Here is a 16,309-nt window from a genome sequence, read left to right as displayed (position 1 = left end):
GTGATGGAGCCGTCCGAGCCACGGGAGAACCCAGCCACGACGTTCTGCGTCGCCTTGTAGTTGGCGTTGGTCGAGGTCGAATCGACCGAGAGCCAGTTCTGGCCGCTGGCGTTCGACGAGTCGGCGGTGGCCTTCATCTTGGACTGGATGGCCGAGATTTCGGTCTGGACCTTGGCGCGGTCGACGCCCGGGGTCAGCGCGCTCTGCAGCTTGCCGCGGATGTTCTGCAGGTCGGTGATGATGGAGTTGAGGCCGTTATAGGCGATGTCGACGGCCGAGGAGCCGAGGCCCAGCGAGTCCTTGACCGCCGAGAGCGAGGCGTTGTCGGTGCGCACGGTGGTGGCGATCGACCAGTAGGCGGCGTTGTCGGAGGCGGCCGAGACGCGCTGGCCGGTCGAGACGCGGTTGCTGGTCGTATCGAGCTGGCTGTTGATCGACTTCAGCGTCGTCAGCGCCGTCATCGCGGCGTTGTTGGTCAGCAGGCTGGTCACGGCGATCGTTCCGGTTTTAGGCGTGGGCGGGAATGTGCGATGGTCTCCGGGCTCGCACCGGTGCAGAGGGACGGTCCTGTGCCTGCATCTGCAAAGCACATGTCCGTCTGCGCGTTACTACACATCCGGCTTCTCACCGGGGTCAGCAGTCCGACATCATGTCTTGAGCTTCGAGAAAGCCCATCCGCTGCGCCTGCCACGGTGGCCGTTTCTGGCCCCGTCGACGAACGGACTATCGCGATTCCCGCCTTATCAAGCGATTAAACGGCGGGCCCGGCGCCGAAAGACCTGGGGAAAGCTGGGAGAACTCAAGCCAAGGCGCGGACGAATCGACGGAAACTCCGCTGGCGGCCCGCAGGACAACCCGCGCGAGGCCCCCGCCGGGCGGCCGGCGAAAAAGCCCCGCGCAAGCCACCGGCCTTAGAGCGTTACGCATCAAGACGGAGCGTTGCGGGATATGGGAATCCTCGTCGGCCTGCTCATCGCCATCGGCTGCATGCTCGGCGGTTTCGTGGCCATGGGCGGCCACCTGATCGTAATCTGGCAGCCCTGGGAGTTCGTCATCATCGGCGGCATGGCGGCCGGCACCTTCGTGATCGCCAACCCGATGAAGACCGTGGTCGATTCCGGCAAGGCGACCATGGAGGCGCTCACCAACAAGGGCCCGAAGCGCACGGACTTCCTGTCCCTGCTCGGCCTGCTCCACGCCCTCCTGCGCGAGATCAAGACCAAGCCGCGCAACGAGGTCGAGACCCATTTCGACGATCCGGCGAATTCCGAGATCTTCAAGAACTATCCGGACGTGACCAAGGACCAGGGCCTGGTCCTGTTCATCTGCGATTATTGCCGGCTGATCCTGATCGGCGGCGCCCGCTCGCACGAGATCGAGGCGCTGATGGAGGAGGAGATCGGCACGCACAAGAAGTACGCGCTCAAGCCCTATGCTGCGATCAACACGGTGGCGGAGGCGCTGCCGGCGCTGGGGATCGTCGCGGCGGTGCTCGGCATCGTGAAGGCGATGGGCGCGCTGGACCAGTCGCCGCAGATCCTCGGCGGCCTCATCGGCGCGGCGCTCGTCGGCACCTTCATCGGGGTGTTCGCCTCCTACGGCGTGCTCGCGCCCCTCGCCATCAAGATCAAGGGCCTGCGCGAGAAGCAGTGCTCGGTCTACACCATCGTGAAGCAGAGCCTGATCGCCTACATGAACGGCGCCCTGCCGCAGGTGGCGATCGAACACGGCCGCAAGGGCATCGCCGCCGCCGACCGCCCGACCATCGACGAGGTCGAGGCCGCGACGGTGCCGGGCGCGCAAGCCCGCGAAGCGGCCTGACCAAAGACCAATCGCGAAGCGGCCTGATGACGACCGACCGAGACGCGGCCTGAAGAGAGCCGGGACACCCGATCCATGACCGAACCCGCGACCGGCCCCGTGTCCGGTTCCATTCCCGGCCCCTCCGACCCGGCGATCCTCCGGAGCCCCGCCGACATCCGCGCCCGCATCCAGGAGGCCGCCGGCCTCTCCCTGGACCGGCTGCCGATGCTGCAGCTCATCTTCGACCGCCTGGCCACCGCCTGCGGCGACGGCCTCAAGCACCTCGCCGCCTCGTCGATCCTCTACTCGCTGAACGGCGTCGAGAGCGGACGCTTCGGCGATTTCCTCGACGCCTACGACGCGAAGGCGGTGGTGGGCATCTTCAGCGCCCCGGCCTGGGACGGCCACATCCTGGTCGGCCTCGACCGCGACTTCATCTTCACCATGGTGGAGGTGCTGTTCGGCGCCGACGGCACCGAGCAGCCGGTCGACGACGAGCGCGCCTTCTCGGCGATCGAGCTTCGCATCGCCCAGGTGATCCTGGAGCAGGTCGGCCGGGCGCTCGAATCCTCCTTCGGCCTCGTCTCGAAGACGGCGTTCAACCTCGAGCGCACCGAGACCCGGATGGAGTTCGCGGTGATCGGCCGGCGCAGCAACAAGGCCATCCAGGCCAAGTTCCTGATCCAGGCGCTCAGCCGCGGCGGCGAGATGTTCATCATCATCCCGCAATCGGTGCTCAACCCGCTGCGGCCGAGCCTCGCCAAGGTGCTCACCGGCGAGACCAGCACCCGCCGCGACCCGCGCTGGGCGACCCAGATCGCCGCCGAGGTGCAGAAGACCACGGTGCACCTGCGCGCCGTGCTCGAGGAGCGCCACCTGACGCTGGGCGAGATCGCCGGGCTGAAGGTCGGCCAGGTGATCGCCCTCGACGCCACCCCGGCGACGCGGATCAAGCTCGAGGGCAACGACAAGCCGCTGTTCTGGTGCCAGGCCGGACAGTCTCAGGGGGCCTACGTCCTGCGGATCGACGAGGCCATCAACCAGGACAAGGAAGGGGCGGAGCATGGTGTCGCTGGTTGACGGAGTGCTGCTCGCCGCCCTCGTCGGCACCAATGCCTGCGTGCTGCCGCTCTACCTGAAGCTCAAGCGCCTCGACCGCGCCCAGGCCGAGTACGGACGGGCGGTCGCGGCCTCCGGCCACGCGCTCGCCAGCGCCGGCGAGGCGGTGCGCAGCTTCACCGGCGAGGGACGCGCGGTGCTCGAGGCCCTGAGCGCTAAGATCGACGAGGCGAAGGCGACGCTCGACGCCCTCGAGGCCGGCCGGCGCGGAGCGGCACCGGCCGAGGGCGGCCGCTAGAGCGGCGACCGGGCGCTGCGCCGAAGCCTCGATCGCGCCGCATCCTCTGCACGAACCGGTATCGTTCGCGCGGGACACTGCGTCACGACCCGCTCCGTCGCGTCCGCCCAGCCGCGGCGCTGACAGCGACACGTGGCCCCGTCCCGGACGCCCGACATCGACGCGCCGAGAGGGGACGACGGACGAAGACGTCAGCCTCGGCCGCAAGCCTCGGATCAGCTTGAGCGCCTAGACCTGTCAGGGACATTTCGAGACTTCCACGCGAGCCCGCGATGAGCACGAGCCCCTTCCCCGATGCCGGCGCCAGCCCCGCCTTCCCGAACCAAGGCTCGCAAGCAGCCGAGGACGGGCGCAACCTCGATTCGATCCTGCGCATCCCGGTCCTGGTGCAGGTGGTGCTCGGCTCGGCCACCATGCCGGTGGCCAACCTGATGAAGCTCGGCCGCGGCGCCGTCGTGCCCCTCGACCACCGGGTCGGCGAGCCGGTCGACGTGATGGTCAATGGCCGGGTGATCGCCCGGGGCGAGATCGTCATCGTCGAGGAGGACAATTCCCGCTTCGGCGTCTCGCTGACCGAGGTGGTCGGCCCGGCCGACGCCGCACAGAACGGCTGATCCGCGTGAACGTCTCGGTGTCCCCCCCGGCCCTGCGCAGCGCCTCCCGGCAGCTCGCGCCCGTCGACCAGGTCGCGACCCTGCTCCTGGCCATGGGCAAGCCCGCGGCGGGGCGCCTGCTGAAGTATTTCGAGCCGGACGAGATCAAGCGGATCACCCACTCGGCCTCGCGGCTCGGTGCGGTGAGCCCCGACCAGGTCGACACCGTGGTCGAGAGCTTCGCGGAGGAGTTCGCCGGCGGGGCAAGCCTCGTCGGCACGGTGCAGGAGGTCGAGAAGCTCCTCACCGGCCTGCTCCCGGCCGACCAGGTCGCCGACATCCTGGCCGAAGTGCGCGGCAACGCCAACCGCTCGGTCTGGGAGCGCATGGCGACGGTGTCGGAGAGCGTGCTGGCGAGCTACCTCGTCAAGGAGCACCCGCAGACCGCGGCCCTGATCCTGTCGAAGGTCAAGCCCGCCATCGCCGCCAAGGTAATGGGGCACCTGCCGCTGCCGGTGCGCAACACCGTGATGCGGCGGATGCTCAGCTTCAAGCCGGTGGTCGACGACGTGATGCAGGCGGTCGAGCGCGCCCTGCACGAGGACTTCCTGATCAACGGGTCGCGCAATTCCGGCGCCGACACCCACGCCAAGATGGCCGACATCATCAACAAGATGGACCGCCAGCAGATGGACGAGGCGCTCACCAGCCTCGCCGATTCGCGGCCGAAATCGGTCGAGATCCTCAAGGGCCTGCTCTTCACCTTCGACGACATCGTCAAGCTGGCGCCGCGCGCACGCACGACCCTGTTCGACGCGGTGCCCAACGATCGCCTGGTGCTGGCCCTCAAGGGCACCGACGCGGAGTTCCGCACGGTGGTGCTCAGCGCCCTCTCGGCGCGCGTCCGCCGCATGGTCGAGCACGAGCTCAACGGCGGCGAGCCGGCCGCCCAGCGCGACGTGATGGAGGCGCGCCGCAGCATCACCGACCTCGCCATGGACATGGCGGGCCGCGGCGAGATCGAGATCAACCCGGGAGGCGAGGATGAGGCCCTCATCCGCTGAGCCGGTCCGCGCCGTGAAGCGGTCGGGCGCGAGCGCCTGCGGACCGACTCATGTCTGAGGAGACCGACCAGGAGAGCAAGACCGAGGCCGCCACCGAGCGGAAGGTGCGCGATGCGATCGAGAAGGGCGACGTGCCGTTCTCCCGCGAGGCACCGGTCTTCGCCTCGATCCTCGGGCTCCTGGTCTGCCTGAGCCTGGTGGTCCGGGGTCAGGCGGCGGCACTCGCCCGCGACCTGTCCTCGTTCCTCGACCATCCGGGGGGCTTCTCGCTGGCTTCGGCCGAGGACGCCTTGTCGCTGATGCACGCCACCGGCTTCGCGCTCGCCCGCTTCCTCACCCCGATCCTGCTGGTGCTCATCGGGTTCGGGCTCGTCGCCTCCCTCGCCCAGAACGTCCCGAGCCTCGTCGCCGACCGGATCGCCCCGAAATGGAACCGCATCTCCCCGGTCTCGGGCTGGAGCCGGATCTTCGGCCGCTCCGGCCAGGTCGAGTTCCTGAAAGCCGTCCTTAAAGTCTCATCGGTCAGTCTCGTCGTCCTCCTGCTCCTGCGCTCGGAACAGGGCAAAGCCGTGAGTGCCATGTTCGTCGACCCGAGCCAGCTCCCCGAGCTGATCCTGACGACCGCGATCCGCCTGGTCTCGGCCGTGAGCATCGCCACCATCGTGATCGTGGCGGGCGACCTCGTCTGGGCGCGCCTGCGCTGGCAGCGCTCGCTCCGGATGTCGCGCCAGGAGATCAAGGACGAGCACAAGCAGACCGAGGGCGATCCGAGCGTCAAGGCGCGCCTGCGCTCGCTGGCCCAGGACCGGACCCGCAAGCGCATGCTCGGGCAGGTCAGCCGCGCCACCGTCGTCATCGCCAACCCGACGCACTTCGCGGTGGCCCTGCGCTACGAGCCCTCCGAGGGGCCGGCACCGATCGTGCTCGCCAAGGGCCAGGACCTCATCGCCCTGCGCATCCGCGAGATCGCCGAGCAGAACGGCATCGCGGTGATCGAAGACAAGCCTCTGGCAAGGTCGCTGTACGATGCTGTGCAAGTCGACCAGATGATCCCCGCGGAGTTCTACCGCGCGGTCGCGCAGATCCTGTTCTTCCTGTTCGCGAGACAACGATGATCCCTCACGACCACGATCTCGCGCAGGCCCGGACGATCTCCCGGGACGTGATCGCGGCGGCCGAGGAGGTCTTCGCGACGGCGATCCGCGACTTCATCACCGAGTTCTGCCTGCTCGACGGCAGCGTGCTGATCGGCTGGGTGCGGGGCGAGCGCCACGGCAACATCGCCGACCTCGTCGCCTCCTCGGCCGAGCCGTTCTTCAAGCACGCGACGCTGACCTACGCCGACGCCGCCGACGTCTGCCTCGACTGGGGCCGCTCGATGCAGGTGGTGCTCGACATGGAGTTCGCGGCCAAGCCCGTGACGGTGTTCTTCAAGCTCGTCCTCGACGGCTGCTTCGTCGGGGTGGCGATCCAGCGCATCCTGGCCGAGGACGGCCCGCCTCTGCGCCTCGACGCCTTCGCCCGCGCCCTGTCGGACGCCCGGCTCGCCTGATTCGGGGCGGCCGTGCACCGGAAGGGCCGCCGCCTGGAGCTAACAGCGAGCTAACGCGTCCCCGCATCCACACTCCGATCGATTCTTAACAAAAAGCCCTGCGAAGCGGGGCCCCTGCGACGCGCCGGTCATTGACCGGCCGCCGCGGCCCGGACATGAATTCGATCGGCGCAAATCGGACAGCCTCAGGAATTCGGGCCTGCGCGCGTGCACCGCGCACCGGTCCACCGAAGGTTCTGCGCCGAGGGCAGAAGATGGAGCACAGGTCGAGGCGGCGAGCCGCCGCGCCACCCGCCCTGGCTCGATGAGGGTACGACAGATGTATTTCTTGGTTGACGCCAGGAAATCGGTCAACGCGGGCTTCAAGGCCGGCTTCGATCGGGAAGGAGTATCTTCCTTCTCGCTCTCGCCGGAGGAGTTCACGAGCTGGATCGAATCGGCGTCCCGCAGCGACCTCGACGCGGTGCAAGGCTTCCTGCTGGGCGATTTCGACGAGCGCGCCCGCTGCGCGAGCGCGATCCGTCGGCAATCGCGCGCCCCGATCATCGCGCTGGCCGATTCGCGGTCGCTCGAACAGACCCTGGTGCTGTTCGACGCCGGCATCGACGACGTGCTGCCCAAGCCGGTCCATGTCCGCGAGATCCTGGCCCGGACCGAGGCGATCTGGCGCCGGGTCAACGGGGAGCAGGCGCAGGCCGCCGAGGCCGCCGTCGCCCCGGCGTGCGACCCGCAAGGGACGCCGGCCCCGCAGGTCCGGGGACCCGAGCGGCTGAAAGTGTTCTTCGACGGGCGCGACCCCGAGATCGACGGCGCTCCCCTCTCCCTGCCCCGGCGCGAGCGGCACATCCTGGAATTCCTGGTGCGCAACCGCGGCCGGCGGGTGACCAAGACCCAGCTCTTCAACGGCGTCTACGGCGTCTACAGCGACGGCGTCGAGGAGAGCGTGGTCGAGGGCCACGTCAGCAAGCTGCGCAAGAAGCTGGCCCAAGCGCTCGGCCACGACCCGATCGAGGCCAAGCGCTACATCGGCTACACCTACGTGGGGTGAGGCGAGGCCTCACCGACAGGTCGTTCTTGGCGGAACGTTCTTACTGGCAGAAGCTTTTGGCCCCCGGGGTCCACTGGCCGAAGCCGGAGGCCACCATGTTGGCGATCACCCGGCAGACATACTGCTTCTGGGCCGGGTTGTTGTTCGGGCCGGCGTGGTAGCGCGCCACCGCCAGGGTCCAGCTGCCCTCCCGGGCCTTGAGTTCCTTGAGGAAGATCGTCGCGTACTCGACGTTCTGGCGCGGGTCGATCATCGCCTCGAGCGAGGAGAACTTCGCCCGGTGATAGTGATGGTTGATCTGCATGCAGCCGAGATCGACCAGGCGCACGCCGCTGGCCTGCGCCTCGCCGAAGCGCCGGATCACGTCGGCAGCGCTCGCGCCGAAATAGGCCTTTCCGCCGATATTCATCGCATAGGGCTGCAGCGATCCGCGGTTGCCGCTCTCGGTCAGCCCGACGGCGTAGAGCATGCCGAGGGGCACGCCGTGGCGCGCGGCGGCCTGCGCCATCTGCTGCTCGCAGACGTTGCCGGTCGGGGGCAGCGGCGCCTTGGCGGCCCCTGAGACCGTGGCGGCGGCCTGCGCACCCGTGGCGACGCTAAAGGTAAAGGCCGCCGCGGTCGCGATCGCCGGAATGCGCGTCATCTCTCTGCTCCATGCTCCGGCGCCCGCCTTCCTCGGGCGCGTCGGGGATGCGGCGGGCCGGCTGGTCCGGGCTCGCGCCGCCATGCTGCTGCTGCCCACCGGCGAAGGACGGAAGGGCCTGCCCGCCCGGCGCGCCTCCTTGCGGCGGCGCCTCGGGCTGGCCCGGCAGGCGGCCGGCCTGCACCGTGACGAGGTCGGGCTGGTAGCCGGCCTCGCGCACCAGGGCGGTGAGGAGGCCGCCGTCGCGCCGCAGGAGTTCCGCGGTCTCCTCTCGCTCGGCGCGCAGGCTCATCTCGAGGCGCCCGTCCTGAAGCCGCATCCGGACCTGGACCTGTCCGAGCTCGGCCGGGCGCAGCTGCAGCGTCAGGAGCCGCACCGGCCCCTCCGCCTGCGCGGCGGCGCTCCAGGCGGCCGCGACCGCACCGGCCCGGACCGAGGCGGGATCGGGCAGGGACGCGGTCCCGGTCGCCACCGCATCCGCGATCTGACGCAGGGTGGCGGCAGGCAGCGCCGCCGGTACCGGCGCGGGAGCGGACTCGGCCTCGGGAATCGGGGCGGTCAGGCCCGCCGCTTCCTCGGCCCGACGCTCCCCAGGGGTGGCGGGGGTAACGAGCCTCGTTTCAAGCGAGGGCTTGGCTTCTGGTGACAGTCGAGCCTCGGATAGGGGCGTGGCTTCGCGCGAAGGTCCGGCATCGCGCGACGGGATGATCTCCGGCGAGGATCGAGCCTCCGGCGAGGGCTTGGTCTCGGGCGAAGGTTTTGTCTCGAGCGAAAGCTTGGCCTCGGGCGAAGGCCTGGTCTCGGACGAAGGCTTGATCTCAGGCGAAGGCTTGATCTCAGGCGAAGGCTTGATCTCAGGCGAAAGCTTGGCCTCGGGCGAAAGCTTGGTCTCGGGCGAAAGCTTGGTCTCCGGAGAGGTCGCCGCCTCCGGCAAAAGCGAGCTCACGGAGGGGTCGGCGGCGGCTTGGCGCACCGGCTCTGCCGTCCGGGCCGTGTCGAGGGCAGCGGCAACGGGCATCCGGGCGGCACGGGCGGGTTCCGGCGCTCCCGTCCCGGGCCACGGCGCGGCCGCTGGCACGAAGGACGGTGTCGCGGTCGCAGGCGGCTCCGTCACCACCTCGCGTAGCGGGAGGGACGCGGCCGGGTCCGGCACGGCGGTGCGGGCCGGGCCGACGGGGGATTCCTGCGGTGCCGGAGCCAGGGGGGCGCTCGCCCGATCCGGATCGCTGGTCGGTCCAGGCGGCACGACCGCCGGCCGGGCGGCTTCCGCCGTCACCGGCGGGATCTGCGGGACGGAATCGCGCGGCGCGGTCACACGGCTGGCCGGCTCTGCCGAGCCTGGATCAGCCGGCGCCGGGGCGGGGAAACCCGGCGATGCCGCCGCGGGCGGCGTGTCGGCCCGCACCCCATCGGACCTGACAGCGGTCTCACGACGGACGGCACCGGGGGCCGGCGGCACCGGAGTCGCTCCACCGGGCATCGGCGAGGCCCCAATGGCCTGCGGACGGGACACCGCCGAGGTCACACCCGGCGAGGCGGAGACGGGAGCGGACGGCGGGATGACCGGCGGCGCTTCCGGTATGGGGGGACGTGGACCGGCCGGATCGCGTGGCGCGGCTGACCCACCAACGGGTGTCCTCGGTGCGAGTGTCGTGGGTGCGAGTGTCGTGGGTGCGGAGATCGCGGGTGCGGGGATCGACGGTGCAGTGGGAATCGCGGCGTCCTGGACAGCGACCGGAGACACCGCGCCTTGCGCCGCTGGGCGAGCCGCGAGGACGGGCGCCGCGACCGGAGCGAAATGGGTTTCCTGCGCGATCACGGCCACGGCCGGCCGCAGCCCGGCCGCCGACACCGGTGCCTGCTGGGCTGCCGGATCGGCCGCAGGCCCGGAGGCCTGCGGCGGCGCCGCGAATGCCGGAGCGCCGGCCGCTTCCGGCGCCGCCGGAAGCGGGAACGGTATCGCCGCATCGGTGCGCGTCGGCCACGGCACGGCGGCGAACGGGAAACCGTCGGCCGGGACGGATACCCGTCCGGCCTCGGTCTCAGGAGCGTCGCCCTCCCCGTCCGGCGCGCCGGACGGGATCTCGGCTCCCGATGCCGGGAACGACGCGTCCGGGACCGGTACGGCGCGCAGCCGCACCTGGTGAGGCGCCGCCGCCTCGCGCTGCGGGCCGGACGGCTGCGCCCGCCGCGGCGGAGGGTCGAGCAGGATAGCGGGCTGCGGCACGGCGGACGGTGCGGCAAGCTCCACCGGAACCGGCGAGGAGGCCTTGGTCAGGAACTCCCCGGTCACGGAGGTCTCGGTCGCGGGGACCGTTGTCGCGGGGGCCGTTGTCGCAGGGGCCGCGGCTTCTGCCGCCGGAAGGGCGCCGGCAAGCGAGCGTGCCATGGGCACGAAGGCGGCCACTGGACCGGAAACCGGTTCGGCGGCCGGGAGCGCGGCCAAGCCGGGAAGCGCGGCAGCGAGCTGCCCGGCCAAGGCGGCGCCTTCAGGTCTCAACGCAGCACCTTGAGATCCCGGTGACGTGGCTCGAGGTTCCGGGGCAGCGCCTCGAAGCCCCAACGCGTTCGCGGGCGGGTTCGGCGCGGGTGCCCGGCCGGCGGCCCGCTCCACCAGGGCGGCGAGGGCCGCGTCGCCCGGGTGGACGGGTCCGCCCGGGAGTGCGCTGGCGAGGAGCGCGCCCAGGGTCGGCGCGCGCGGCGACGCATCGGCGCGCGGGGCCGCGCCGGTCACCAGAACGGGCTCCGTCCCGGCTTCGGGCGATCCCGCGGGCTCGGGGCGCTCGCGGCTCTCGAGGAGGCCGAGCACGGCGTCGAAGCCGGATCCGGCATCGGAGCGGAGCGGATCGCCGGGGTTGCGGGCGCCGTCGAGGCGTGGCCGCGGGCCCGTCAGCATCGCGTCGAGGGGGGTCACGGGTCGGTCCTGTCGATCATCCGGTCGACCTGCGCGAGCGCTTCGCGCGCTCGGGCGATCGACGCGGCCTCGGGAATCTGGTGCCGGCCGGCGGGCGGGGCGGCGTCGGCGGTCGGCGGCGCCGCGGGCGCCGGCGGCGCGCCGCCACGGATCTGGCCGGCGGTCGAGAGCGCGGCGTCGAGGAGACCGCGGTCGGACGGGTCGAGCCCGGCCCGGTCGACGGCGCGCAGCGAGTCGAGCCCTTCCTCGTAGCGTCCGTCCACGACGATCAGCGCGGCGGCGCGGTAGAGCCGGGCCCGGGCGGCGGCCTCGCTGTCGGGGCCGGCGAGGCTGAGCGCCCGCTCGGCCGCGAAGAGCGCGGTCTCGCGCCGGCCCTGCTCCAGCCCGGCCCGGGCGACCAGCAGGTAGAGGTCGCGCCGCTCCCCCGGCTCGATCTCGTCGAGCATCCGCTCGAGACGGTCGACGCGGGCGCGGTCGCTGTCGAAGTCGAGACGGGTCAGCGCCGTAGCGAAGCGCTGGCGGAAATTGCCGGCATAGACCGAGCGGCGGAACCGCCGCAGGTACTGGATCGACAGGGCTTCGAAGCGCGTCGCATCCCCGCCCTGGGCGTGGATGAAGATCTCGCGGCGAAGCGCGCCCTCCTCCACCAGGGTGCCCGGGGCCAGGAGCCGAGCGAGGTCGAGGAGCTCGATCGCCCGCCGCGGCGCCTCGCGCACGGTGACCGCCGCCTGGGTCAGGGCGAGCTGGCCGGCGAGGCCGGGGGGCTGGCTGCGCGGATCGAAGCGGCCGAGCAGGGTCCGGGCCTCGCGCTCGCGGCCCTCCAGGTAGGCGAGCGCGCCCTGCACGAGGGCCGACAGGTCCTCCGGTACCTTCCCCGTCTCGCGCATCCGTCGCAGGACCGCAGGACCGCCGCCGCCGAGCGCGAAGGTCACCGCCGCCCGCACGTTCTCCGGCGCCGTCCACGCCTCGGGCTCGAGAGCGAGCAGGCGCTGCTCGATATGGCCGAGGAGCTGGCGCTGGGCGAGGTGGGCCTGGGTCGAGCCGCGGGCGATGCGGTCCTGCAGCAATTGCAGCGTGCGCACCAGTTCGACCGGCAGGCCGCGGGGCGCCACCGGCAGCGGCTCGATGGGCTTTTGCGGCTCGCCGTGGCCGCCATGGGAATCGGCCGCCGGCGCGGCGTGGCCGCCGCCGTGAGCGTCGCCGCCGGCAGAGGCTGGCAGCGCGGCGAGAAGGAGCGCGGCGATCGCGAGACCGGCTGCGAGGCGGCTCATTCGGGCAGCCCCCGCAGCAGGATCTCGATGCGCCGGTTCTCCGCCGCCTTCGGGTCGGCGGGGTTGCGGGGCTGGCGGTCGGCGTAGCCCTCGATGCGCTCGATCCGGGATTCGTCGACGCCGCCGCGCACCAGCATGTAGGAGGCCATCTGCGCCCGGGCCGTCGAGAGGCGCCAGTTGTCGTAAGCCTCGGAGCGGAACGGCCGCCCGTCGGTATGGCCGCGGACCACGATGCGGCCGGGCCGGCTGTTGATCACCTTGGCGATCTTCTCGATCGCCCGCACCACCTTCGGGGTCGGCTCCGCCGAGCCGATGCCGAACATGCTGAAGTCGATCTCGTCGGTGATGCTGATCAGGATGCCCTCGCCCGAGCGCCGCACCTCGACCTTCGGGGTGGGCGTGCCGGAGGAGAGCGGCGCCACCGCCTTGGCGATCTCGGCCTTCATCGCGGCGACCGCAGCGGTCTCGGCCGCCTTGTCCCTGCCCGCGTCCTTGGCAGAATCCTTGGCGGGATCCTTGGCGGGATCCTTCGGGGTGTCCTTGGGCGCCGGCTCCTTGAGGGCGGCCGACTTCACAGCATCCTTGGGAGCGGCATCCTTGGCCGGATCCCGCGGGGTGAGCGGCAGCCCGTCCTCGGCCGAAGCGAGGCGGGTGGGCGCCTCCTTCGGATCGCGCGGCCTGGCCGCGGAAGCCGGTTGGGAGGCCAGTTGGGAGGCTACTTGGCCCGCGGCGTCGAGGCGGTTCTCTGACGGCGCCGTCACCGCGGTGCCGACCTTGCCCGGCCGCTCGGTGCGGTGGCGCGGCAGCGGCTCGACCTGCCAATAGAGCGGATCGAAGGGATCGCGCGCCGCGTCGCCGCCGCTGATCCCGGGCTGGCCGGTTTCCACCGCAGCCGCGTCGGAACTCGCCGTGTCGCCGCGCTCGGACTCGGCGGCGAGCCGCGCCAGCACCGCGTAGGGGTCCTGGAACAGGGCGGATTCCCGCGCCCGGCTGCCCGGCGCGGCCTCGCTCGCCTTGTCTCCCGCCTTGCCCTCGCCCTTCCCCTCCCCCTTGCCTTCGCCGCCCCTGCCCTCGGCCTTGCCGCCCTCGGCGCCGGGTTCGGAAGGCGTGTCGTGGGGGTCGCGCAGGCCCTTCTTGTCGTGGGTGACCTCGGCGAGCTTCACCGGGTTGAAATACTCGGCGATGGTCTGCTTCTGCTCCTTGCTGGTGGAGTTGATCAGCCACATCACGAGGAACAGCGCCATCATGGCGGTCATGAAGTCGGCGAGCGCGATCTTCCAGGCGCCGCCGTGATGGCCGTCCTCGTGGTCGCCGTGACGCTTGATGATGATGATTTCCTGATGGCCCTCGGACATCTCAGGTCTCCGCCACCGCCGCCGCGATGAGGCGCGTCCAGGCGCCGAGCTGGGTGTCGATTACGGTCTGGTCGGCGCTCACCTGCACCTCCGCCGTCTCGGCCGCCGTGAACGAGATGGAGGCCGCGAGCGGCCCGAGGCGGGCGGCGAGCGCCGCCAGGAGGTCGTCCGGCCCGCTCACCCGCACGTTGGCCGCCTGCGGCTCGGCGAGGAGGCGCGCCAGCGCGCCGCTCAGCTCGGCCACCGCCTGGCGGCGCAGGGCATCGGTCAGCACCGGCACCAGCAGCCGGGCGATCCGCTCGGACAGGGTCGCGTCGAGGGCGCGGAGCGCGGCGGAGAAGCCGTCGGCCAGAGCCTCGGCCTCGGCCTGGCTCCAGTGCCGGCGCGCCTCGGCGAGGCGGGTTTCCGCTGCCTCGACCGCCCGCAGGCGGGCGATCTCGGCCTCCTCCCGCGCCTCGGCCAGGCCCTGCTGCCGGCCGCGCTCCTCGGCCGCGGCCAGCAGCGCGGCGCGCTCCTCTGGCGTCTCGCGCTTGGCGGAGGCCGGCTTGATCAGAGGCGAGCCGGCGATTGCCGGCTCGGCGGCGGACGGTGTGGCGGCGAGCGGCGTGGGGACGGTGGGCTTGGCCGCGCGCGGCAGCAGGCCCTCGTGCCACTCGCCGAGCGGGTCGTCGGGCAGCCCGGCGGGCGGGTGATCGGTCCGGACCGGCTCGACCCGGATCGCGTCCGGGGCGTCCGCGACCGGGAGCGGCGCGGGAGCGCGCGGGGCCCGGGCGAGCCCGGCCCAGGGGTCGCCGAAGGCCTCGGGGGCCTGGCCCCGGGCCGCCTGGGGCGGCACGCTGCCTGAGGCGATTTCGGGCAGGTAGCGGGCGATCACCGCATCCATCACGCCGGCTCCTCACGCAGCAGCCAGCGCTTGAGGATGGCGGCGACCTGCTCCTCGTCGACGTCGATCATCTGCTCCAGGCGCTTCTGCGGCGAGTTCTTCGCCTTCTCGGCCATGTCCTCGATGAGGCTCGCCATGGCGGGCATCCCTTCGGGGCCTGCGAGCGCCGGCTGGCCGGGCACGGCCTGACCGGGGGCCGGCAAGGCGCCGGCCTCGGCCATCGCGGCAGCCGGCAGGGCGGCGGCGCCCGCGGCTTCCAGGGCCGCGATCTCGGTCTGGGCCGCCTCCGGCACCGCCAGGATGGCGCGCAGGGCCGGACGCAGGCCGAACCAGATCAGGAGGCCCGCCACCACCAGGATGGTGGCCGCGTTGATGAGGGTCGCGGATTGGCGCACCATCACGTCGGCGATGCTGAGCGGCGGCACCGGCTCGAGGGCTTGGCCGTCATTGATGAAGCCCACCGCCGCGACCTTGACGGTGTCGCCGCGCTCCTTGCTGGCGCCGGCCGCCGAGGCGACGATCTGCTCGATCTCGGCGATCTGCTTGTCGACGTTGGCGGAGGCGGCGGCGTCCTGGCCCGGCTGGCCGTTGGCGAGACGCGAGCGGTTGACCAGCACCGCCACCGAGAGGTGCTTCACGGCATAGCCGTCGCTCACCGTCTGGATGTTTCGCTGACTGATCTCGTAATTGGTGAGGTCCTCCTTCTTGGAGGTCTCGTTGCTGGCGGTGTCGTTGCCGTCCGAGCGGGTGCGCTGATCGGGCAGGTTCTGCTGGGCGCTGGTCGGCCGCTGGGCGCTGCGGTTCTGGCTGTTCTCGTTCTCGCGCACCGAGCGGACCGAGCGCGCGACCTGCTGGTCGGGATTGTAGATCGTCTCGTTGGTCGAGGTCTTGTCGGTGTTCAGCTGGGCCGCGACGCTGACCTCGAAATTGCCGAGGCCAAGATAGGGCGTGAGGGCCCGGCGGATCCGGTCCTGCACCTCGCGGCTGACGTCCTTCTCCAGGCTCGCCATCTTGCCGGTGGGCGCCTGTGCCCCGTCGTCGCCCGACAGGAGCAGCGTGCCGTCGGCGCCGATCACCGTAACCCGGTCGGGCTTCATGCCGGGGATCGCCGAGGCGACGAGCTGGCGGATCGACTGGGCGCCGCTGCGGTCGTCGGCGGGCTCGGTGCGCACCACCACGGAGGCGGAAGGAGGCTGCTGATCGCGCCGGAACGAGCCGCGCTCGGGCAGCACGATGTGGACCCGCGCGGCGCGCACGCCTTTCATGCCCTGGATGGTGCGGGCGATCTCGCCCTCGAGCGCCCGGACCCGGGTCACCTCCTGCATGAACGAGGTCATGCCGAGGGAGCCGAGATCGTTGAACAGCTCGTAGCCCGATTTCGAGCTCTGCGGCAGGCCCTTCTCGGCCAGCAGCATCCGGGCCTGGGCGGTATTGCCGTAGGGGACCAGCACGGCGGCGCCGTCGGCGCTGACGTCGAAGCGGATGCCCGCATCCTTGAGCACGCCGCCGATCCGGGCGACGTCCTCGCGGGAGAGGCCGGTATAGAGTGTCTCCTGCGCCGGCCGGCTCAGGTAGTAGGCCCCCAAGCCCACCGCCAGAAACACCACGAGCCCGATCAGCCCGAGCGCGGCGAGGCGCCGAGGCCCGAGTTCGACGATGTTGCTCCACAGCCTCTCGGCTTGCTCGCGACCGGACATCCCTCAGCCAATCCCGTCCCAGCGCAGGCGACACTGCCTCCCCGCTCTGTGACGCCCCTGCCTTGTGCGGAGGTTGCGGGCCCGCGTGTGCTCGCGCACCCGGCCGCATACGGGCCGGTTGACCTCTTT

General features: G+C 71.6%; 15 protein-coding genes. 8 read left to right on the top strand and 7 right to left on the bottom strand.

All coding sequences use genetic code 11. The annotated features are described in order from the left end of the window. Positions 1-491: flagellin N-terminal helical domain-containing protein (locus tag MFF64_RS25940; protein ID WP_498071627.1), on the bottom strand; the 491-nt coding region annotated here is incomplete at its 3' end. Positions 492-948: 457 nt separating this feature from the next. Here MFF64_RS25940 and motA point away from each other — a divergent pair. From motA to MFF64_RS25900, 8 genes are all read left to right on the top strand, one after another. Next, positions 949-1,821, top strand: coding sequence for a flagellar motor stator protein MotA (gene motA / locus MFF64_RS25935; protein WP_099907215.1), 873 nt, complete (start codon positions 949-951; stop codon positions 1,819-1,821). A gap of 75 nt (positions 1,822-1,896) precedes the next feature. Continuing rightward, positions 1,897-2,883, top strand: a complete 987-nt coding sequence (locus tag MFF64_RS25930; RefSeq protein WP_099907213.1) for a flagellar motor switch protein FliM — start codon at positions 1,897-1,899, stop codon at positions 2,881-2,883. Beyond that, a complete protein-coding gene (locus tag MFF64_RS25925) occupies positions 2,867-3,160 on the top strand; it encodes a hypothetical protein (RefSeq protein WP_099907211.1) in 294 nt (97 codons plus the stop codon). Before MFF64_RS25930 ends, MFF64_RS25925 begins: the two co-directional genes overlap by 17 nt. Before the next feature lie 272 nt (positions 3,161-3,432). Next, the gene (gene fliN / locus MFF64_RS25920; RefSeq protein WP_099907209.1) at positions 3,433-3,774 is read left to right on the top strand and encodes a flagellar motor switch protein FliN; all 342 of its coding nucleotides are present in this window, start codon (positions 3,433-3,435) and stop codon (positions 3,772-3,774) included. Positions 3,775-3,791: 17 nt separating this feature from the next. Then, entirely contained in the window at positions 3,792-4,817 is a 1,026-nt protein-coding gene (locus tag MFF64_RS25915; protein WP_207768224.1) for a flagellar motor switch protein FliG, read from the top strand. Positions 4,818-4,867: 50 nt separating this feature from the next. Further along, the gene (gene flhB / locus MFF64_RS25910) at positions 4,868-5,932 is read left to right on the top strand and encodes a flagellar biosynthesis protein FlhB (protein ID WP_099907205.1); all 1,065 of its coding nucleotides are present in this window, start codon (positions 4,868-4,870) and stop codon (positions 5,930-5,932) included. Then, entirely contained in the window at positions 5,929-6,369 is a 441-nt protein-coding gene (locus MFF64_RS25905) for a BspJ family T4SS effector nucleomodulin (protein WP_099907203.1), read from the top strand. The genes flhB and MFF64_RS25905 overlap by 4 nt, the downstream gene beginning before the upstream one ends. A gap of 319 nt (positions 6,370-6,688) precedes the next feature. Then, on the top strand, positions 6,689-7,417 hold the full coding sequence (locus MFF64_RS25900) for a response regulator transcription factor (RefSeq protein WP_099907201.1): 729 nt from the start codon (positions 6,689-6,691) through the stop codon (positions 7,415-7,417). 40 nt (positions 7,418-7,457) lie between these two features. Here MFF64_RS25900 and MFF64_RS25895 read toward each other — a convergent pair whose 3' ends face one another. From MFF64_RS25895 to fliF, 6 genes are all read right to left on the bottom strand, one after another. Beyond that, positions 7,458-8,060, bottom strand: coding sequence for a transglycosylase SLT domain-containing protein (locus MFF64_RS25895; RefSeq protein ID WP_099907198.1), 603 nt, complete (start codon positions 8,058-8,060; stop codon positions 7,458-7,460). Continuing rightward, the gene (gene fliK / locus MFF64_RS25890) at positions 8,014-9,375 is read right to left on the bottom strand and encodes a flagellar hook-length control protein FliK (RefSeq protein ID WP_238192768.1); all 1,362 of its coding nucleotides are present in this window, start codon (positions 9,373-9,375) and stop codon (positions 8,014-8,016) included. Before fliK ends, MFF64_RS25895 begins: the two co-directional genes overlap by 47 nt. A 1,595-nt stretch (positions 9,376-10,970) precedes the next feature. After that, positions 10,971-12,245, bottom strand: coding sequence for a chemotaxis protein (locus MFF64_RS25885; protein WP_099902684.1), 1,275 nt, complete (start codon positions 12,243-12,245; stop codon positions 10,971-10,973). Then, complete coding sequence (locus MFF64_RS25880) at positions 12,242-13,600, bottom strand: MotB family protein (RefSeq protein WP_238192767.1); 1,359 nt, start codon at positions 13,598-13,600, stop codon at positions 12,242-12,244. The genes MFF64_RS25885 and MFF64_RS25880 overlap by 4 nt, the downstream gene beginning before the upstream one ends. A gap of 1 nt (position 13,601) precedes the next feature. Beyond that, the gene (locus MFF64_RS25875) at positions 13,602-14,483 is read right to left on the bottom strand and encodes a hypothetical protein (RefSeq protein ID WP_238192766.1); all 882 of its coding nucleotides are present in this window, start codon (positions 14,481-14,483) and stop codon (positions 13,602-13,604) included. Then, complete coding sequence (fliF, locus tag MFF64_RS25870; RefSeq protein WP_099903170.1) at positions 14,483-16,180, bottom strand: flagellar basal-body MS-ring/collar protein FliF; 1,698 nt, start codon at positions 16,178-16,180, stop codon at positions 14,483-14,485. The genes MFF64_RS25875 and fliF overlap by 1 nt, the downstream gene beginning before the upstream one ends. Between the last annotated feature and the right edge of the window lie 129 nt (positions 16,181-16,309).

Source organism: Methylobacterium frigidaeris, assembly GCF_022179185.1.
GTDB lineage: Bacteria > Pseudomonadota > Alphaproteobacteria > Rhizobiales > Beijerinckiaceae > Methylobacterium > Methylobacterium frigidaeris.
The sequence above is the reverse complement of the archived record's forward strand: the minus strand, read 5'-3'. Positions and strand labels throughout refer to the sequence as shown.

Bases quoted from the DNA above. Each gene is read 5' to 3' on its own strand.
- flhB (WP_099907205.1), top strand. From the start codon at position 4,868: ATGTCTGAGGAGACCGACCAGGAGAGCAAGACCGAGGCCGCCACCGAG.
- MFF64_RS25925 (WP_099907211.1), top strand. From the start codon at position 2,867: ATGGTGTCGCTGGTTGACGGAGTGCTGCTCGCCGCCCTCGTCGGCACC.
- MFF64_RS25900 (WP_099907201.1), top strand. From the start codon at position 6,689: ATGTATTTCTTGGTTGACGCCAGGAAATCGGTCAACGCGGGCTTCAAG.
- MFF64_RS25880 (WP_238192767.1), bottom strand. From the start codon at position 13,600: ATGTCCGAGGGCCATCAGGAAATCATCATCATCAAGCGTCACGGCGAC.
- MFF64_RS25930 (WP_099907213.1), top strand. From the start codon at position 1,897: ATGACCGAACCCGCGACCGGCCCCGTGTCCGGTTCCATTCCCGGCCCC.
- MFF64_RS25885 (WP_099902684.1), bottom strand. From the start codon at position 12,245: ATGAGCCGCCTCGCAGCCGGTCTCGCGATCGCCGCGCTCCTTCTCGCC.
- MFF64_RS25875 (WP_238192766.1), bottom strand. From the start codon at position 14,483: ATGGATGCGGTGATCGCCCGCTACCTGCCCGAAATCGCCTCAGGCAGC.
- MFF64_RS25905 (WP_099907203.1), top strand. From the start codon at position 5,929: ATGATCCCTCACGACCACGATCTCGCGCAGGCCCGGACGATCTCCCGG.
- fliF (WP_099903170.1), bottom strand. From the start codon at position 16,180: ATGTCCGGTCGCGAGCAAGCCGAGAGGCTGTGGAGCAACATCGTCGAA.
- fliN (WP_099907209.1), top strand. From the start codon at position 3,433: ATGAGCACGAGCCCCTTCCCCGATGCCGGCGCCAGCCCCGCCTTCCCG.
- MFF64_RS25895 (WP_099907198.1), bottom strand. From the start codon at position 8,060: ATGACGCGCATTCCGGCGATCGCGACCGCGGCGGCCTTTACCTTTAGC.
- motA (WP_099907215.1), top strand. From the start codon at position 949: ATGGGAATCCTCGTCGGCCTGCTCATCGCCATCGGCTGCATGCTCGGC.